The sequence below is a fragment of the Candidatus Omnitrophota bacterium genome (genome assembly GCA_041649175.1).
Taxonomy (GTDB): domain Bacteria; phylum Omnitrophota; class Gorgyraeia; order Zapsychrales; family JBAZNR01; genus JBAZNR01.
Genome location: JBAZNR010000001.1, coordinates 263529 through 279512, shown reverse-complemented (window position 1 = coordinate 279512; position 15984 = coordinate 263529). Strand labels below are relative to the sequence as shown.

The window sequence follows — 15984 nt, the reverse complement described above, 5'->3', positions numbered from 1 at the left end:
AAACTTTATTACGTCTTTTTTCGTCTTTCTTCTTCGCGTCTTTCTTCGTTTCGTCTTTCTTCTCGACGTCTTTCGACCTGTCCACGAATATCATAGGCTTTAGCTTCTGAAATGTCAAAGGTCATAATAATGTAAATAGCAATCAAAGAGGTTGCGATCGGAATTCCGACGTCGAAGACCCTCATATAAAACAAGGTGCTGGGGGCTTGGTTGAGGCCCAATTCTTGCTTGAAACCGGTCCAATTCAGAAGGTATCCGGCAAGAACAGATGCTCCGGCCATGCCTAGTTTTTGTATCCACCAGTAAATACCGCTGAACATTCCTTCCCGACGTGTGCCGGTCTGAAGTTCGTCAAGGTCACAAACATCTGCGATCATGGAACAGACGATTGTGAAAAGTGATCCCAGATGGAATGCCAGAAAGGGTGCTGCAACCAACAACAAGTAAGGATGTTCGGTGTTATATCCGACCCATTTCAGGGCATAGCCGAAGATCGCAAGCGACATGGTGATCAAAAAGGTTTTTCGTTTTCCGAGTTTTGTTGATATCCACGTGGTTAAGGGAATGGCGACGAAAGCCGTACAAATAGAACTGAGCGTTCCAAAGACACCCAGCAAGGTTCCGCCGTTCTGGTACATCAGGTCCATCGTCGGCTGTCCGCCGTAACAATAGAAAAAAACAACATAGGCGGTAAAGGCAGAAGCGAGCATGAACCCATTAAAGATAAGGAACGTTACAATAACAAGCTTAACGAACGGCCCGCATTTAAAAGATGTAGCGCAATTGCTTAAGAGGTCTTTAATGACATTTAAGGCCCCCTTTTCTTTTTTAGGCCGCGGTAAATTTGCGTAAATTTCTTTATTGAAAATGGCCGGAAGGATGCCGAATACCGTGATAAATATCCCGACGATGATGGCAATGGTTCGTGTGGCATGAGTAATATCCGTGAACGGGGAATGAAAAGTCAGTACTGTAAAACTTCCTAACTTAAGCGGAGCCTCTTTTGCGGTCATGATCAAGGGGATCCATGGTGCTATCATCCAAACAGGCTGAGCGAAAAAACTGGCGTATGCTTGCAATCGCGTCCGCTCGTGATAATCAGGTGTCATTTCATATCCCAAGGCGAGCCAGGGAATCGAATAACAAGCAAAGGTAAGAACGAAAAGGCATTGGATCCCTAAGACCCACCAAAAATAGAAATATTCACCGTGTCCCTTATGAAGCTGGAACATCAAAGCTAGTAAAAGCCCGGAAAAAAGAGCCCCAAAGAATATCCAGGGTTTGCGGCGTCCCCACCGGGTTCGGGTATTGTCTGAACCGTAGCCGATCAAAGGATCGGAAAAGGCATCCAGAAACCGGGGAATGGCTCCGATCCAACCGACTAAAGCGGGATTCACTCCCAATCCGAGGTTTAAAACAAGGATCAGCTGGCCCGTGGCAGCTCCGGCAAATTGGTTGACGAATGACCCCATGCCGTATATGGCTTTTTGAAAAAAAGAAATGCGGTCTGCGCCGGCTGTCACGTGATGAGCGGGTTGATTTGTTGCTTGCGACATTCATGGCCTCCGTTTCAGGTTTGTAATTGATAATGTGGATTCTAGATCAAAACCGGCGTAGCTGTTTTTCTACGGCAAAAAATGTTTGATTTTCTGGCTGAAGTAACTAATATTTTCCTTGAAGAATTATGAATTTTATACTATAACAAACAAATCCAGCGTGCGCAATAATATTTATCAAATGGAAATGAAGTTAATCAAGTAATTTTTACATCATTGAAAAGTATCGGATGTTTTTTAAAAAAGCTCTCATAGGATCCCTGGAAACATACAGCATTAACCACCCAGTTTTGACGGCAGCTCTAGCCATTGCCGTTGTTCCTGTTCTCATAGTATACTTAACCATGCAAAAACATATCATCAAAAGCCTTTCCTTGGGAGCGATCGTATAATGATCCATTTAGGATTTTGGGGAAAGAACCGAAGGTTCAGCAGGAAATTCTCCACAAACATGGCGATGTTTTTATTTGTCTATGCTCTAGTTTCTAGCCCCTATGCTTTGGCTCAAGAAGTCGTTTCCTCTAAAGAATTGGTACGCCTTTCCTGGGAAGCCTCCGGAAAATCTGATCTCAATAAAGTTCTCGAACTTACTAATCAGTGTATTAATACCTATGGCGCTCAAGCCACAGAACTTCATGCTCGGCTAACGACATTTCCTACTATTCAGCAAGAAGAAGAATTTGGTGTTTTAAATGATGTGGGGACATGTATGTTCATTCAGGCGGAAGCCTTAATGAACAATGGGCGCAGCGACGAGGCTAAAAAAGTTTTTCAACGGATCATCGACGAATATAAATGGTCTCACGCCTGGGATCCGCGCGGTTGGTACTGGCGGATCGCCGAAAAAAGCCAAAACAGTATCGATATGCTTTCCGGAAAACTTCCCATCGCCAAGCCTAAGATCGAAGTTAAAGTTACCCCGAAAACAATTCCGACGTTGAAATTTAAAGGAAAAGAAGATGTGGTGGACTACACCAAATACGGACAGTTTATTAACGCCGGAACAAAAGATTACCGTTATGAGGTCGCCGACCCTAAAGGGTTATCGGAAGCCGTTGGAGAAGGAATTTACCCTAATACGGGTTCTGTTTTAAAAGATCCTCGGTACAATGAGCTGCGCAAACAAGGCCGGCTGAACGCAAGCCACTGGGATTTCATTCACAGTAATGACTTGGAAGCTGCTTTCTATAAATGGGCGACAGCCCCTGAACCGTGGGGCGTAAAGCTATTTTATTTAGGACTTATTTTTGAAAAAGCCAAGATGTACTCTGAGGCGATCAAAGCTTACCACGCGATCGTTATTCATTTTCCGAGTGCCACGGGAAGGACATATTGGAATACGCCTTGGTATCCGGGGCAGGCGGCGATCGCGAAGATCCGACACTTGGTACGGGCTCATCCGGAGTTAAATTTAAAATTTGGCTGGGCGAAAATTCAGATCACCAATGGTTTTGATAATGACGTAGCCAATGATGTTGTTATTACTTATCCGGGTATTGTTGCGAAGAAGAATTTCTTTGATTTTATCAAGGAGAAACTCAATCTTGATTCTATGGCGATGAATTTAGGAAAAATTAAAAAGACGATCGGCGAGGGAAGTGTTCGTTTGGTGCAATATGATAACGGCCACTGGCAGCTTTTGGTGGATAATCGGCCGTTCATTATTAAAGGGATCACTTATGTTGCCACAAAGATCGGCCAAAGCCCGGACAAAGGAACGTTGGCTGACTGGATGTTGGAAGATACCAACCACAATGGCTTAGCGGATGGGCCTTATGATTCTTGGGTGGATGCGAATCGAAACAATAAACAGGATTTTAATGAGCCGGTGGTAGGCGATTTTAAACTTCTTAAGGATCTTGGCGCAAATACGCTTCGTATCTATCATCAGCCCTTCGAGCCTAACAAAGAAGTTTTACGCAAAATGTATAAAGAACACGGCATTCGCGTTATTTTGGCGGACTTTTTAGGAAAATATGCTTTGGGTTCCGGCGCTACCTGGTATGAAGGGACCGATTATGAAAATCCCGAGCATCAAAAAAATATGATGGCTTCCGTCGAGAAAATGGTAAGAGCTTTCAAAGATGAGCCTTATGTCCTGATGTGGCTTTTAGGTAATGAAAATAATTATGGTGTTGCGTGTAATGCCGATAAAAAACCGGAAGCCTACTATCAATTTGTTGATAAAGTAGCCCAAATGATCAAATCCATTGATAAAAATCATCCAGTTGCAATTTGCAATGGAGATACGCTATACTTAGACATATTCGGCAAGTTCTGCCCCAATGTGGACGCCTTCGCGGCCAATGCCTATCGCGGTGATTACGGATTTGGTTCTTATTGGGAACAAGTTTCCGATGCCAGCGGTAAAGCAGCTTTTATCACGGAATATGGTTGTCCGGCTTACGCTAATAATATGTCCGCGAAAGAAGCTGAAAAAGCCCAAGCAGATTATCATGACGGCAATTGGACGGATATTATGGCGAATTCAGCCGGACGCAAGCAAGGTGCCGGCAATGCCTTAGGCGGAGTTGTTTTTGAATGGATGGATGAATGGTGGAAGAATTATGAACCGTCTTTTCATGATGAAAGTGCCGGGGCTATCGGGCCGTTTCCCGATGGATATATGTATGAAGAGTGGTTTGGCCTGATCGGCCAGGGTGACGGTAAAAGCAGCCCGTTTTTAAGGCAGTTGCGTGAAAGTTATTATCGTTATCAAAAGATGTGGCGGGAACAATAGCATAACAGGGGAAAGAAGTACGTCGTTTAATTGCAATTTTTAACCACAATAAGGAGGAGAAGCGATGAGAAGGATGTTGTCAATAGTTGCGATCGTTTTGACGGCTATGGCGCTGGTTTCTCCGACAATTGCCCAAGCGTATGATTTTGGCGATTATCGGTCGACGACACTAGCATCAAAAGCATGGGCTGCCTTAGAAAAAGGCGACATTGAAGCGGTATTGGCTTATACCAATAAGTGCATGGAACTTTACGGCGAACAAGCCAAAAAGATGCAAGCAAGCCTTAGTGATTATCCTAAAGGAACGAATGAAGAAATTTTTGGATTCTGGGCGCTTAATGATGTGGCGACCTGCCTTTTTATCCAGGGTGAAGCTTATCGTAAAGCTAAAATGACGGATGAAGCCAAAGAAGTCTTCAAGAAATTAATGACCGAATATACTTACGGCCAATGCTGGGATACCAAGGGTTGGTTTTGGAAACCGGCGGAAGCCGCTAAGGAAAAGTTAGCGTCCATCGAAAGTGGTTCAACGCTTGATTTCGGTGATTACACCTCTGAATCGTTGACGACAAAAGCATGGGTTGCTTTAAAAGAAGACAAGCTGGATGAAGTTCTGGCGTATGTTGGAAAGACATTAGAGCTTTATGAAGCGAAAGCCAAAGAAATGCAAGCTTCCTTAAAAGAGTATCCATGGGAAAGCAAAGATAAGATCTTTTCTTTCTGGGCTTTGAATGACGTCGGAACAAGCCTCTTTATTAGAGGAGAGGCATTCAAGAAAGCCGGTAAAATTAAAGAAGCCAAAGAATCTTACAAAAAACTCGTTGATGAATTTTCTTACGCTCAGAGCTGGGATCCTCAAGGTTGGTTTTGGAAGCCTTCGGAAGCAGCGGTGCGCGAATTAGATGCTTTGAAAGATCAAGAATAAGAAATTATTCAACATAACTAAAATCGTTCTTTAAATCAACAAAAGGAAAATAATGAAACGCGTAATAACGGGTTTGGCGGTTATTCTTTTCATGGTGGCCGGATGCACAAAGACAGCTCAGGACAGCAACTCAGGTAACGGCATCGCGCAAGCCGCTGATACGTCAACAACCAAATCCGCATCGGGGCAAACCGGAGATGTTTTTGTTCCCTTCGGGATCTATGCCGATAAAGGGACGCGGGACAATCACTTTATTCCATCGGGATTTATGCCTGATGGAAAGTGCCTTTCATTCGACGATACGTGGATTGAAAATTGCCATGATGGAAAAAGCTGCATTAAGATCGCTTACGATGTTGTTTGCTCAAGAGCAGGGCAGAAATGGGCCGGGGTTTATTGGCAAAATCCGGCGAATAATTGGGGCAATCGAAAAGGCGGCTTTGACTTAACCGGAGCGACCAGCTTGACGTTCTGGGCTAAGGGAGAAAAAGGCGGAGAACGTATCGAAGAGTTCAAGATGGGCGGTGTTACGGGTGATTATCCTGACTCGGATACGGCCATGATCGGGCCGGTTATTTTATCGTCCGAATGGAAACAATATTCCATCGATCTTCGCGGTAAAGATCTTTCGTATGTCAGCGGAGGTTTTTCTTGGTCTACCAACGTTGATGTTAATCCGGAATCTTGCGTGTTTTATTTGGATGATTTAAGATACGAATAGAGTTATTTGGTATTTGTAAAAAGGCGCCCCCACTGTTCCGTTTTGTTTTACAAAACGAAACAAAACATTGGGGGCGCCTTTATTTTTCTCTAAATTAATTAAAAACATACAAAATATGTGGACACTGTAGAGTTTCTCTCATAATATGATTGTAACTATTAGAAACTGCGTTGTTTGCGAGAGGAACATTTTTTATGCGTCCGCTTGTTTTCAAAGAAGAGATGTTGACCGAGCGCTCCAGAAAAAATCTCGCCATTCTGGAAGCGATCCGCCGTTTAGGGCCCGTCAGTAAAGCCGAAATTTCCCGCGTTGCAGGACTTAATGTTGTTACCACATCTAATTATGTTGATCACTATATCCGCTCTCATCTTGTTTCGGTTAAGGCGCTGGATGTTTCAACCGGCGGCCGCCGGCCGGCACTTCTTTCGCTTAATTCCAACGCTAATCTTGCCATTGGTGTAGGCTTAAATCTCTTAGATATGATTGGGGTTATCGCTGATCTAGACGGACGCATTGTGACGCGCGTTGTTAGAAAACATCCCGGCATGATGATGAACGATATTATGCAATGCGCCGTTTCTATTATTGATGAATTGATCAGCCGCGTTGCCATTATTGAACAAAAAAGGATCAAGGGAATTGGGATCGGTATCGGAGGCATGATCGACCGCCAAAATAAAACGATCCGTTGGCCGGAAAAATTATCGAATGGGGAATGCCGTTATTCTTCGGTCGCTTTCCCGCTAGAAGAGATCATTCAACAGAAATTCGGCCTTTCTTGCCTTCTGGAAAATGATGCGACCGCTTCTTGTTTTGGAGAACAGTGGATGTCGTCCGAAACAGATATCAAAAATGTTGTTTATATGTTTTCCGGGGTCGGCAGCGGATTTATTCTCAATGGAGAAGTTTATCGAGGAGCTAGCGGTGCCGCCGGAGAAGTGGCGCTCAATAACGCGCATCGCAATGAATTTTTAAGTTCATTAGGCGGCGCTTACTTTATCCAGCCCTGGGAAGACGACCTTGGGATGGTTCGCCATGCTCAAAAGGCCTTGGAGCAGTTTCCGGAAAAAGGGAAGATCCTCCGGGAATTGATCAATAGCGGCCAGGAAGAAATTAATTTGCGTCATATTTTTGAAGCGGCCAATAATAACGATAGTTTAGCCGTTCATATTGTTCGCCAAGCAGGGCGTTGTTTAGGCGTGCGCGCCGCATTCTTGATTAATTTATTGAACCCTCAAACAGTTATCATCGGCGGGGGCATGGAAGAAGCGGGAAATATATTCTTTGATGCTGTTAAAGAGTCCGTTTGCGAGTTTGCTTTTCCCGAAATGGCAAGCGTTGCCAAGGTTGTTGCGTCCAGACTAGGAGCTGATGCGGCGGCGGTGGGGGCAGCCAGCCTGGTGGTGCGGAAAATTTTTGTTCAGGTATAAAATCGCGCGAATTTATCATAAAAAGGAATATAAAAAACCTAATTTTTCTTGTGCTTATATTAATCCTTTGATATAGTGTTTTCAGTTACGTACACATCCTCTTTATAATAGTCCTATTATAATGCGGGAAGTTAAAAGGAGAAACGCATGTCAAGAAATGCCATTGTCATTATTCTGATCCTGGTCGCCCTATTTGGCTTCAGTGCTTATGTGGCTGTCACAACGATGAACGAAAAAACTGCCCTGGAAAGCGCGAAAGCTAAAGTTGACGCTGATTTAAATCAATCCAAAGAAAAAGAAAAAAAGCTCAGTGATGACGTTAAAAGGCTTGACGGTGAATTAAAGCAAGCCCAGGCTGTCAGGCAAGCGGCACAAAAGCAATTAGAGGAATTTAATGCCCGTATCGGTGAGTTGACCGGGCAAGTTGAGTCATTGACCGGCGAGCGCGAAGACTGGAAAACCAGAGTAGAGTCTTTACGCAAAGAACGAGATGACCTTTTAGCAAAGATCCAGGCTCCCGCGGAAGTTCAGATCATCAAAGGCCCCGAAGGACAATCATTGCCGGATCCTACCGCGGCGGAAACTCAGGACAAATATTGGGCCAGTGTTTTAAAAGAAAAAGCATCGTTAGAGTTGCGGCTGAAGGAACTGCATAGCAATCTTTCATCCGGCGCTGTTGAAGTCGGCGAGCTTAAGAAAAAGAACTCTGATATGGAATTGGAATTAAGCCAATTAAAAAATGAAAAAGAAGAGATCGAACGAAGGGTTAAATACTCGGAAGATCTCTCCAATAATCTATCGATCGAACTTGCCCGGGAAAAGAATGATAAGCGCTATGTGGCGGAGCGTTTATCCAAAATGAAGGAAGAAAATACCACGCTTCGCTCCCAGGTCAAAGAATTAAGTTCTGCCAAGATCAGTTTAGAAAAAAGTATTGCGAAACTTTCGGAAGACAAAGAAAATACCGGCCGCCGCCTCGCGGAGGCTGAGAGCATTATTCAAAATCGTATTGATGAGATCCTCGACATCAAAAGCAATCTCGATAAAAAGATCAAACCCGCAGACGCGGATGGGTCAAAACAAATTGAATTGCCTCCCATTATTGTCAGCGCGCCGCATCCTTCGTCAAAATCCGGATCGGAAGCACATGCCGGATTTAACGGGCGTGTGGTCAGCGTTAATGACGCCAGCAACTTTGTTGTGGTGGATCTAGGAGAAAATTCCGGTATTCGCGTTGGCGATGGCTTAAGTGTTTATCGCGGTTCGAAATATATTGCCGGCCTGGAAGTTATTGAGGTGCGCAAAGATATTTCGGCAGCCGATATTAAGCAAAAAGGGGCCAAGATCAAAGTCGGGGATGCCGTAAAGTAAGAAAAGCTTTATCATGCCGAAGAAAAAACTTAGCATTGAAGATGTTGCCCGCCGAGCAGGAGTTTCTATCACCACCGTTTCCCGCGTTTTGAATAATGTCCCTACCGTCAATAAGGAAAATCGCGTAAAAGTTGAAGAAGCCATTGCCCATTTTAAATTTAAACCCAATCCGGTCGCTCAAAGTTTGGCGCGCGGGCTTAATAGCGCGGTGGGGCTTGTTATTCCCGGATATCCCGGTGTTTTTCACTCCTTTTACGCGATGGAGATCATCCGCGGTGTGGGGCATGCCTGTGAAGTGATCAAATCAGACCTGGTATTTCATATTACCAATGGTGATAACCCTATCAATACGACGGCCGTCGGCGCGGTTATCTTTGCGGATATTATTGAGAATCGAAAGCAAGTAGAAGCTGCTCTGGAAGAAGGGATCCCATGCATGGTCATTAATAATGTTGTGGAAGACCTGGGGGTCAATTACATCGCGGTTGATAATGTAAAAGGCGGCTACTTAGCCACAGATTATCTTATTGGGCTGGGGCATAAAAGGATCGCGACGATCACCGGGGCTTTGCATACACAATCGGGCGCGCAGCGGCTTGAAGGGTTTAAACAGGTTTTAAAAAAGAAAAATATTCCTATCGAGGAAGGATATATCTATCAGGGTGATTATTCCAGGCGTTGTGCCCGCACAGCGATGGAAGGGTTTCTCTCTTTAAAAAATCCTCCGACGGCTGTTTTTGCGGCCAGTGATGACATGGCGTTGGAAGCTATTACCGTGATCATGGAAAAAGGTAAACGCGTTCCGCAAGATATTTCTGTGATTGGATTCGACGACAATCCTGCCGGGCTTTATGGGCCGATCGGGCTTACAACCATCAAACAGCCGCTTTTTAAAATGGCCGAAGATGCCGTGCGTTATTTAAGCGCCGTTGTCTCCGGGAAAAAGACCGCTCCTGCCAAAATTATTCTTGCCCCTGAACTTATTACGCGCGAATCTTGCGCTAGTGTCAGCACCCATCCTTAAGATTGACAAAACACATTTTTGACGGTATTTTATATACAATTGTTTTACCTTTTTTAAAGAGGAAGTTATGAATAAATTCTTTTCGTTCGTCATGTATGCCTTGTGGATCCTTTCTTTGATCGGGATCTTAGTGATCACGTTCACAAACTTTCAGTATTCCGACTTAAATGCCATCGTTATCATTTTATTTGTTTTCACTCTGGCCAATACCTTTTTTACGCTAAAACAGAAGTAATCTTTTCGTTTCACCAACTCCTAATAAAAGTCTATGAATGACCATCATTATGATTGCATTGTCATCGGCGCCGGCCACGCGGGTGTTGAAGCGGCTTTAGCGGCTAGCCGCATGGGCGCTAAAACGCTTATGGTTTGCATGAATATTGAAACCATCGGGCAGATGAGCTGTAATCCGGCGATCGGTGGCGTTGGCAAAGGCCAGTTGGTCAAAGAGATCGATGCCTTAGGTGGCGAAATGGCCAAGGCGGCGGATGAAACGGCGGTACAATTCCGCCAACTCAATACGTCTAAAGGAGCTGCGGTGCGCTCTTCGCGATGCCAATCAGACCGGTTGCGCTATAAAACCTATATGCGCCGGGTTATTGAAAATCAGGAAAATTTATCTGTCCGCCAAGATAAAGTGAGTGAGATCTTAGTTGGTAACGGTTGCGTTATTGGCATTAAAACCAGCATCGGCATTGAAATTTATGCTACAACGGTTGTTTTAACACCCGGAACTTTTCTCAACGGGCGCATCCATATCGGAGCGACCACTTTTTCCGGCGGGCGCATTGGCGAACCGGCATCGCATAAATTAGCCAAAAGCTTGGAGGCGATCGGATTTCCGTTACTTAGTTTTAAAACAGGAACGCCGCCGCGTATTGATGGGCGTACCATTGATTTTTCCAAGATGGAAATACAGCCTTCCGACATTGATCCCATCCCTTTTTCATTTAGCACAAAGAAGTTAAAGCAAAAAACATTACCGTGTTATATCACGCATACATCGGAACAAACGCACGAGATCATCCGTAGCGGGCTTCATCTTTCGCCGATGTATTCCGGCGTTATCAAGTCGACGGGCGTGCGCTATTGCCCTTCCATTGAAGATAAGCTTGTTAAATTCGCGGATAAAAAAAGCCACCAAATATTTTTAGAGCCGGAAGGATATAACACGCACGAATATTATCCTAACGGGATTTCTACCAGCCTTCCGTATGATATTCAGGAAAAAATGGTCCATTCCATTAAAGGTTTGGAACGCGCGCGCTTGATGCGGCCCGGATACGCGATCGAACATGGCGTTGTCCCGCCGACGGAGCTTAAACACACATTGGAAACAAAAAGAGCCGAAGGGTTATTTCTGGCCGGACAGATCAATGGGACAACCGGTTATGAAGAAGCCGCGGCACAGGGAATTGTTGCCGGAATCAATGCCGCGTTAAAAGCGAAGAATAGACCGCCATTTATTTTAGGGCGCCATGAAGCTTACATCGGCGTTTTGATCGATGATCTGGTGACCAAAGGAACCGAAGAGCCGTATCGTATGTTCACGTCACGCGTGGAATATAGACTGCTGATCAGGGAAGACAATGCCGATCAACGTTTAGCGAAATATGGATATGATTTTGGGCTGGTGAGCCGGCGTGATTTCGGAAAAATTACAAAGAAATATACGTCCATTGCTAAAGAAATCCAGCATCTTCACAAAACCGTTATTGCTCCGGGGACTTCACTGGATAAAGAATTGGAAAAGTGCAATAGCAATCCTCTTAAAAGGCCAACGTCGTTAAGAGATATTTTGAAGAGGCCGGGTGTTCATTATGGGCTGGTCGCTCCTTTCGACGGCAATTTAAAGAAATTTCCTAGGCAAGTGATCGAGCAGGTGGAATATGAAATTAAATACGAAGGGTTTATCGAACGCCAAAAGAAAGATATTGAACGCTTTCGCCATATTGAAAATATAAAAATTCCGCCGGATATGGATTATTCTCATATCCAAGGGCTCTCTATCGAGATCCGTCAGAAATTAAAGAAATTTGCTCCGGTGTCTTTGGGGCAGGCGAATCGTATTTCCGGAGTGACTCCGGCGGCGATATCGATCTTAATGATCTACTTAAAGAAAAGAAGTTTAGAAAGAAATAAGGAGGCGACAGGCAGATGAATATCGCGAATGATGTTACAGAATTGATCGGAAAAACACCGTTGGTGAGACTTAACAAGGTCGCAAGCGGTTGTGCTGCCGAAGTTGTGGCCAAATTAGAGTTTTATAATCCGCTAGGCTCTGTCAAAGACCGCATTGGTTTTAGCATGATCCAAGCGGCGGAAAAAGCGGGGAAGATCCAGAAAGATACGATCATTGTTGAGCCGACATCGGGCAATACCGGTATTGCTTTGGCTTTTGTGTGCGCTGTCCGCGGCTATAAATTGATCTTGACCATGCCGGAAACAATGAGTTTAGAGCGTCGCGCACTTTTACGAGCCTTGGGCGCGGAAATTATTTTAACCCCTGGGTCAGAAGGAATGCGAGGAGCGGTTGCCAAAGCCAATGAATTAGCGCAATCTGAAAAAAAATATTTTGTACCCCAACAATTTGAAAATCCTGCCAATCCGGAAATTCATCGCAAGACAACAGCCGAAGAGATATGGAAAGATACCGACGGAAAAGTGGATTTTCTTGTTTCCGGTATCGGTACCGGCGGAACAATTACGGGTATCGCGGAAGTTATTAAAGAGCGCAAGCCCTCTTTTAAGGCGATCGCCATTGAACCTAAGGGTTCTCCGGTTCTTTCTGGCGGCAAACCGGGTCCGCATAAAATCCAGGGAATTGGCGCGGGATTTGTTCCGGGAATTTTAAATACAAAGATCATCGATGAAATTATTCAAGTAGATAATGATGAAGCTTTTGCCATGGCCAAAAGGCTTATCAAAGAAGAAGGGCTCTTAGCTGGTATTTCGTCGGGAGCGGCGGTTGTGGCGGCATTGCAAATTGCGAAGCGTGCGGAAAATAAAGGGAAATTGGTCGTTGTTATTTTGCCAAGCACAGGCGAACGGTATTTAAGTACGGATCTATTTGCCGAATATCGCGGATAAATAAAAATAGAAAATGAAAAGGCGCCCCGACATTTTGTCGGGGCGCCTTCTTTAGTTTTCTGACAATTATTCCTGAAGCGTTAAATCTAAAATAATTTCTGCCATCATGGCCGCGCACATGGTGACCCTCGGTGCCATAGGCGGGTGTCCTTTTGTCGAATCTGTTGTGCGGTCGCCGACAAAATAAATATTTCCAACCTTTTTTACTTCCATCGGGCGTCCAACAGAAATTCCCGCCATGCCAATACCGCTAACAATATATTTTGTTTTATTTTGGTAAAATTCGACAAAATCCCTTTTCCAGATAGCCTGATCAAAGGCCTCGGCAATAAAAGTGCAACCGGTAAAAAATTTCTGTCCGTTTTCTTCATTCCATCGCATTTTATGCGTTATAACGCGGATCTCAGGATTGATCTGTAAAAGACGATCTGTCAAAATGTCTACTTTAGGTTTTCCGACTTCATCTAAAAAATATTGTTGCCGGTTTAAATTTGACGGCTCAATGACATCAAAATCTAAGATCTCAAAATGAGAAAAACCGCTGCGCGCCAACATCACAGCCAAATTTGACCCTAAGCCGCCGGCACCGCCGATGCCGATCTTAAGCGCGCGGATCTTGGAAAGCTGCTCGGGTTTTAGGTAGCGCAAAAGCCCTTCGTCAAAAACGTTCATTTTCAATCCTTCGCCAATCGGTAAAAACAGGGTCAAACCCTCTTTTTTTTAGGCTTAAAACAACTTCCGCAACCGAACGGTCGTCTTGAATGTCGAATTGCGGGTCAAGCTCTTCGGGGTCGGTGGCTGTGTATCCTCCGACGGAAGTTTTGGATGCGGCGGAGATCTTGGTGACGCCAATTTCAAGCGCGTGGTCGCGTAACCGTGAGTTTTCACGGGTGGATAAATTAATACCGACACGAGGGAAAAGGATCCGTGTCAAACAAATGATCTTTACTAAAAGCGCGTCAGAAATGTCGCAGGGCGCGAATCCCATTCCTTTAATAGTGCGCAATCTTGGAAAAGAAACGCTGTATTCAACAGCCGGAAAATCTTTTTCCATAGAACTTAAATGTTCATATAAGGCATAAAGGTCTTGCGTCGTATCTGATAACCCTAAAAGAATTCCAAGTGAAATGCTGCGGATCCCCGCACGGGCGATCCTTTGAGGCGCGCCGTGACGATAGTCGTAATCTTTTTTCTTTCCCGATAAATGGACTTGCGCGTAACGCTGCCGGTCGTAGGTTTCTTGATAGATCGCTATGCCGTCGACACCGTTTACATAAAGCTCTCGATATTCTTCTTCGTCCATAGGATGGACTTCTAAAGAAATGCTGGAAAAATATCCCTTCGCGATATCAACGGCTTCTTTCAAATAAGATAAAGGCGTTGCCTTGTAGGATTCTCCGGTTAAAAGCAGAATATTTTCGATGCCTATCTTTGCCACATAACGCATTTCTGTATGCATTTGCAGGGGAGTTAATTTGATGCGTTTAATTTTATTATGGCTGTGAAATCCACAATAGGTGCAATGGCTGCTGCAATAATTAGAAAGATAAAGCGGGGCGTATAAAGCGATGGCGCGGCCGAAATAATGTTCTTTAACTTCCTTGGCCCTGCGCGCTAAATCTTCTAGAAATTCCGGATCTTGATCATCCAGAATATCTTTTAATTCTTTTAAAGTGATCATGATTCGTACAAAAATCCGGTTAAAGGAGACGAAGCGTCGGCGATATTTCTTTGGTTTGGCATTTTGCTAAGGTAGGCAAGGCGTCCGGCTTCAACGGCCAAAGAAAAGGCTTTTGCTAATTCGGCGGGGTATTGCGCGGTTGCAACGGCCGTATTGACTAAAACAGCCGCAGCTCCCATTTCCATGGCCTCGGCGGCTTGCGACGGGCGTCCTATTCCGGCATCGACAATAATAGGAAGGTCAATTTCGTCAATAAGGATCTGAATGAATTCTTTTGCTTTTAAACCTTGATTACTGCCGATCAGAGAACCTAATGGCATAATGGTAGCGGCACCTGCTTTTGCCAAATCGCGCGCTATATATAGATCAGGATACATATAAGGGAAAACGACAAAGCCGTCTTTGACTAAAAGTTCCGTTGCCTTAACGGTTTCGGTATTGTCCGGCAAAAGGTATTTACTATCACTGATGACTTCAATCTTGATCCAATTCCCACAGCCGGATTCTCGGGCAAGTTGCGCGATGCGAAGAGCTTCTTTGGCGTTGCGCGCGCCGGAAGTATTGACTAAAAGCGTAACTCCATCGGGAATATACTCTAAAATATTTTCTTCGTGGCGTTCCAGGTCAATACGACGCAGTGCTACCGTAACGATCTGCGATCCGGAAGAAAGAATAGATTCCTTTAGATCGTTTTTACTTTTAAATTTTCCTGTTCCCAGAAGAAAACGGCTGGTAAAAGTTTTTCCGGCTATCGTAAGGGGCGTGTCTTGCGTTGCTTCTCTAATATCCATTCGCTTTATCCGCCCCCAACGAAATTAACAAGTTCTAAGCGGTCGCCGTCTTTAATGGATTGACCGTCCCAATGTTGTTTGCGGACAATCTCGCCGTTAAGCTCAGCGATCACGTGGTTAGCATCCTGGCAAAACTGTTCAATGATATGCTTTAAATTAGACGCGGCCGCAATTTCTTTGGCTTGCCCATTTAAAATAATTTTCATAAGATTCTCCTGATGAGTGGATATTGTGAGAATGATCTTGAATGTAAATAATTAGGAAAACGGCGGCAAAAACCGATGTCATCTTAAAACACTTTAAAATAAAATGCAAATAAAAAGATGAGGCTTAGGCTTAGAAAAATATTGACTAATTTATGTTTCGTGGCATAATTTCACCATCAAATTTTTATGCCTGAATACAGATGCCCTCATTGTAAAAATCCGATCTATGACGAAGAAGCTCTGTTGTGTCATTTTTGCGGGGAAAGCTTAGGGCGTTCGGGTGACGGGTTTCTAGGGAAAATACGGTATTCAAACAAAAAAGTTGTTTGGTTCTTTCTTGCCCTTATCACATTGATCATCATCACGGTATTTGTCTTAAGATTTTGATTTTAAGACAGCCAAAAAAGTAAAGTTTTTATTGCATTGCGCAATATTTAGTATAAAACTAT

Annotated in this window: 16 protein-coding genes; 11 read left to right on the top strand and 5 right to left on the bottom strand. The window is 44.3% G+C overall.

The genetic code is table 11. The annotated features are described in order from the left end of the window. Nucleotides 1-8: 8 nt before the first annotated feature. Nucleotides 9-1556, bottom strand: coding sequence for an MFS transporter (locus WC676_01375; protein ID MFA5059264.1), 1548 nt, complete (start codon nucleotides 1554-1556; stop codon nucleotides 9-11). 230 nt (nucleotides 1557-1786) lie between these two features. On the opposite strand from WC676_01375, the gene WC676_01370 reads away from it, so the two are divergent. The 10 genes from WC676_01370 to cysK all read left to right on the top strand — a co-directional run bounded on the left by WC676_01370 (nucleotide 1787) and on the right by cysK (nucleotide 12857). After that, nucleotides 1787-1948, top strand: a complete 162-nt coding sequence (locus tag WC676_01370; protein MFA5059263.1) for a hypothetical protein — start codon at nucleotides 1787-1789, stop codon at nucleotides 1946-1948. Beyond that, the gene (locus WC676_01365) at nucleotides 1948-4296 is read left to right on the top strand and encodes a glycoside hydrolase family 2 TIM barrel-domain containing protein (GenBank protein MFA5059262.1); all 2349 of its coding nucleotides are present in this window, start codon (nucleotides 1948-1950) and stop codon (nucleotides 4294-4296) included. The genes WC676_01370 and WC676_01365 overlap by 1 nt, the downstream gene beginning before the upstream one ends. A 73-nt stretch (nucleotides 4297-4369) precedes the next feature. After that, nucleotides 4370-5221 carry a tetratricopeptide repeat protein gene (locus tag WC676_01360; GenBank protein ID MFA5059261.1) on the top strand — a complete coding sequence of 284 codons (852 nt, stop codon included), beginning with the start codon at nucleotides 4370-4372 and terminating at the stop codon, nucleotides 5219-5221. Between the two features lie 52 nt (nucleotides 5222-5273). Continuing rightward, on the top strand, nucleotides 5274-5942 hold the full coding sequence (locus tag WC676_01355; protein ID MFA5059260.1) for a hypothetical protein: 669 nt from the start codon (nucleotides 5274-5276) through the stop codon (nucleotides 5940-5942). A 194-nt stretch (nucleotides 5943-6136) separates the two neighbouring features. After that, nucleotides 6137-7372 carry an ROK family protein gene (locus tag WC676_01350; protein MFA5059259.1) on the top strand — a complete coding sequence of 412 codons (1236 nt, stop codon included), beginning with the start codon at nucleotides 6137-6139 and terminating at the stop codon, nucleotides 7370-7372. Between the two features lie 147 nt (nucleotides 7373-7519). After that, nucleotides 7520-8743, top strand: coding sequence for a hypothetical protein (locus WC676_01345; GenBank protein MFA5059258.1), 1224 nt, complete (start codon nucleotides 7520-7522; stop codon nucleotides 8741-8743). Nucleotides 8744-8756: 13 nt separating this feature from the next. After that, nucleotides 8757-9767 carry a LacI family DNA-binding transcriptional regulator gene (locus tag WC676_01340; GenBank protein MFA5059257.1) on the top strand — a complete coding sequence of 337 codons (1011 nt, stop codon included), beginning with the start codon at nucleotides 8757-8759 and terminating at the stop codon, nucleotides 9765-9767. A 67-nt stretch (nucleotides 9768-9834) separates the two neighbouring features. Continuing rightward, nucleotides 9835-10002, top strand: a complete 168-nt coding sequence (locus WC676_01335; protein MFA5059256.1) for a hypothetical protein — start codon at nucleotides 9835-9837, stop codon at nucleotides 10000-10002. Nucleotides 10003-10035: 33 nt separating this feature from the next. Further along, nucleotides 10036-11928, top strand: coding sequence for a tRNA uridine-5-carboxymethylaminomethyl(34) synthesis enzyme MnmG (gene mnmG, locus WC676_01330; GenBank protein ID MFA5059255.1), 1893 nt, complete (start codon nucleotides 10036-10038; stop codon nucleotides 11926-11928). Then, nucleotides 11925-12857: a cysteine synthase A gene (cysK, locus tag WC676_01325; GenBank protein ID MFA5059254.1), complete on the top strand. Its 933-nt coding sequence runs from the start codon at nucleotides 11925-11927 to the stop codon at nucleotides 12855-12857. The genes mnmG and cysK overlap by 4 nt, the downstream gene beginning before the upstream one ends. A gap of 66 nt (nucleotides 12858-12923) precedes the next feature. Here the strand turns inward: cysK and thiF are convergent, their stop codons facing one another. The 4 genes from thiF to thiS are packed head-to-tail and all read right to left on the bottom strand — an operon-like array spanning nucleotide 12924 to nucleotide 15535. Then, the gene (gene thiF, locus WC676_01320; GenBank protein ID MFA5059253.1) at nucleotides 12924-13529 is read right to left on the bottom strand and encodes a sulfur carrier protein ThiS adenylyltransferase ThiF; all 606 of its coding nucleotides are present in this window, start codon (nucleotides 13527-13529) and stop codon (nucleotides 12924-12926) included. Next, nucleotides 13516-14538 (bottom strand): 2-iminoacetate synthase ThiH, encoded by a 1023-nt coding sequence (gene thiH / locus WC676_01315; protein ID MFA5059252.1) that lies wholly within the window; start codon nucleotides 14536-14538, stop codon nucleotides 13516-13518. Before thiH ends, thiF begins: the two co-directional genes overlap by 14 nt. Continuing rightward, nucleotides 14535-15329, bottom strand: coding sequence for a thiazole synthase (locus WC676_01310; protein MFA5059251.1), 795 nt, complete (start codon nucleotides 15327-15329; stop codon nucleotides 14535-14537). Before WC676_01310 ends, thiH begins: the two co-directional genes overlap by 4 nt. Nucleotides 15330-15334: 5 nt before the next feature. Beyond that, the gene (thiS, locus tag WC676_01305; GenBank protein MFA5059250.1) at nucleotides 15335-15535 is read right to left on the bottom strand and encodes a sulfur carrier protein ThiS; all 201 of its coding nucleotides are present in this window, start codon (nucleotides 15533-15535) and stop codon (nucleotides 15335-15337) included. Nucleotides 15536-15721: 186 nt separating this feature from the next. On the opposite strand from thiS, the gene WC676_01300 reads away from it, so the two are divergent. Continuing rightward, nucleotides 15722-15922: a hypothetical protein gene (locus WC676_01300; protein ID MFA5059249.1), complete on the top strand. Its 201-nt coding sequence runs from the start codon at nucleotides 15722-15724 to the stop codon at nucleotides 15920-15922. The last annotated feature ends 62 nt before the right edge of the window (nucleotides 15923-15984 follow it).

Excerpts from the sequence above, each read along its gene's own strand:
- WC676_01375 (MFA5059264.1), bottom strand. The coding sequence starts at position 1,556 with ATGTCGCAAGCAACAAATCAACCCGCTCATCACGTGACAGCCGGCGCA.
- WC676_01370 (MFA5059263.1), top strand. The coding sequence starts at position 1,787 with ATGTTTTTTAAAAAAGCTCTCATAGGATCCCTGGAAACATACAGCATT.
- WC676_01365 (MFA5059262.1), top strand. The coding sequence starts at position 1,948 with ATGATCCATTTAGGATTTTGGGGAAAGAACCGAAGGTTCAGCAGGAAA.
- WC676_01360 (MFA5059261.1), top strand. The coding sequence starts at position 4,370 with ATGTTGTCAATAGTTGCGATCGTTTTGACGGCTATGGCGCTGGTTTCT.
- WC676_01355 (MFA5059260.1), top strand. The coding sequence starts at position 5,274 with ATGAAACGCGTAATAACGGGTTTGGCGGTTATTCTTTTCATGGTGGCC.
- WC676_01350 (MFA5059259.1), top strand. The coding sequence starts at position 6,137 with ATGCGTCCGCTTGTTTTCAAAGAAGAGATGTTGACCGAGCGCTCCAGA.
- WC676_01345 (MFA5059258.1), top strand. The coding sequence starts at position 7,520 with ATGTCAAGAAATGCCATTGTCATTATTCTGATCCTGGTCGCCCTATTT.
- WC676_01340 (MFA5059257.1), top strand. The coding sequence starts at position 8,757 with ATGCCGAAGAAAAAACTTAGCATTGAAGATGTTGCCCGCCGAGCAGGA.
- WC676_01335 (MFA5059256.1), top strand. The coding sequence starts at position 9,835 with ATGAATAAATTCTTTTCGTTCGTCATGTATGCCTTGTGGATCCTTTCT.
- mnmG (MFA5059255.1), top strand. The coding sequence starts at position 10,036 with ATGAATGACCATCATTATGATTGCATTGTCATCGGCGCCGGCCACGCG.
- cysK (MFA5059254.1), top strand. The coding sequence starts at position 11,925 with ATGAATATCGCGAATGATGTTACAGAATTGATCGGAAAAACACCGTTG.
- thiF (MFA5059253.1), bottom strand. The coding sequence starts at position 13,529 with ATGAACGTTTTTGACGAAGGGCTTTTGCGCTACCTAAAACCCGAGCAG.
- thiH (MFA5059252.1), bottom strand. The coding sequence starts at position 14,538 with ATGATCACTTTAAAAGAATTAAAAGATATTCTGGATGATCAAGATCCG.
- WC676_01310 (MFA5059251.1), bottom strand. The coding sequence starts at position 15,329 with ATGGATATTAGAGAAGCAACGCAAGACACGCCCCTTACGATAGCCGGA.
- thiS (MFA5059250.1), bottom strand. The coding sequence starts at position 15,535 with ATGAAAATTATTTTAAATGGGCAAGCCAAAGAAATTGCGGCCGCGTCT.
- WC676_01300 (MFA5059249.1), top strand. The coding sequence starts at position 15,722 with ATGCCTGAATACAGATGCCCTCATTGTAAAAATCCGATCTATGACGAA.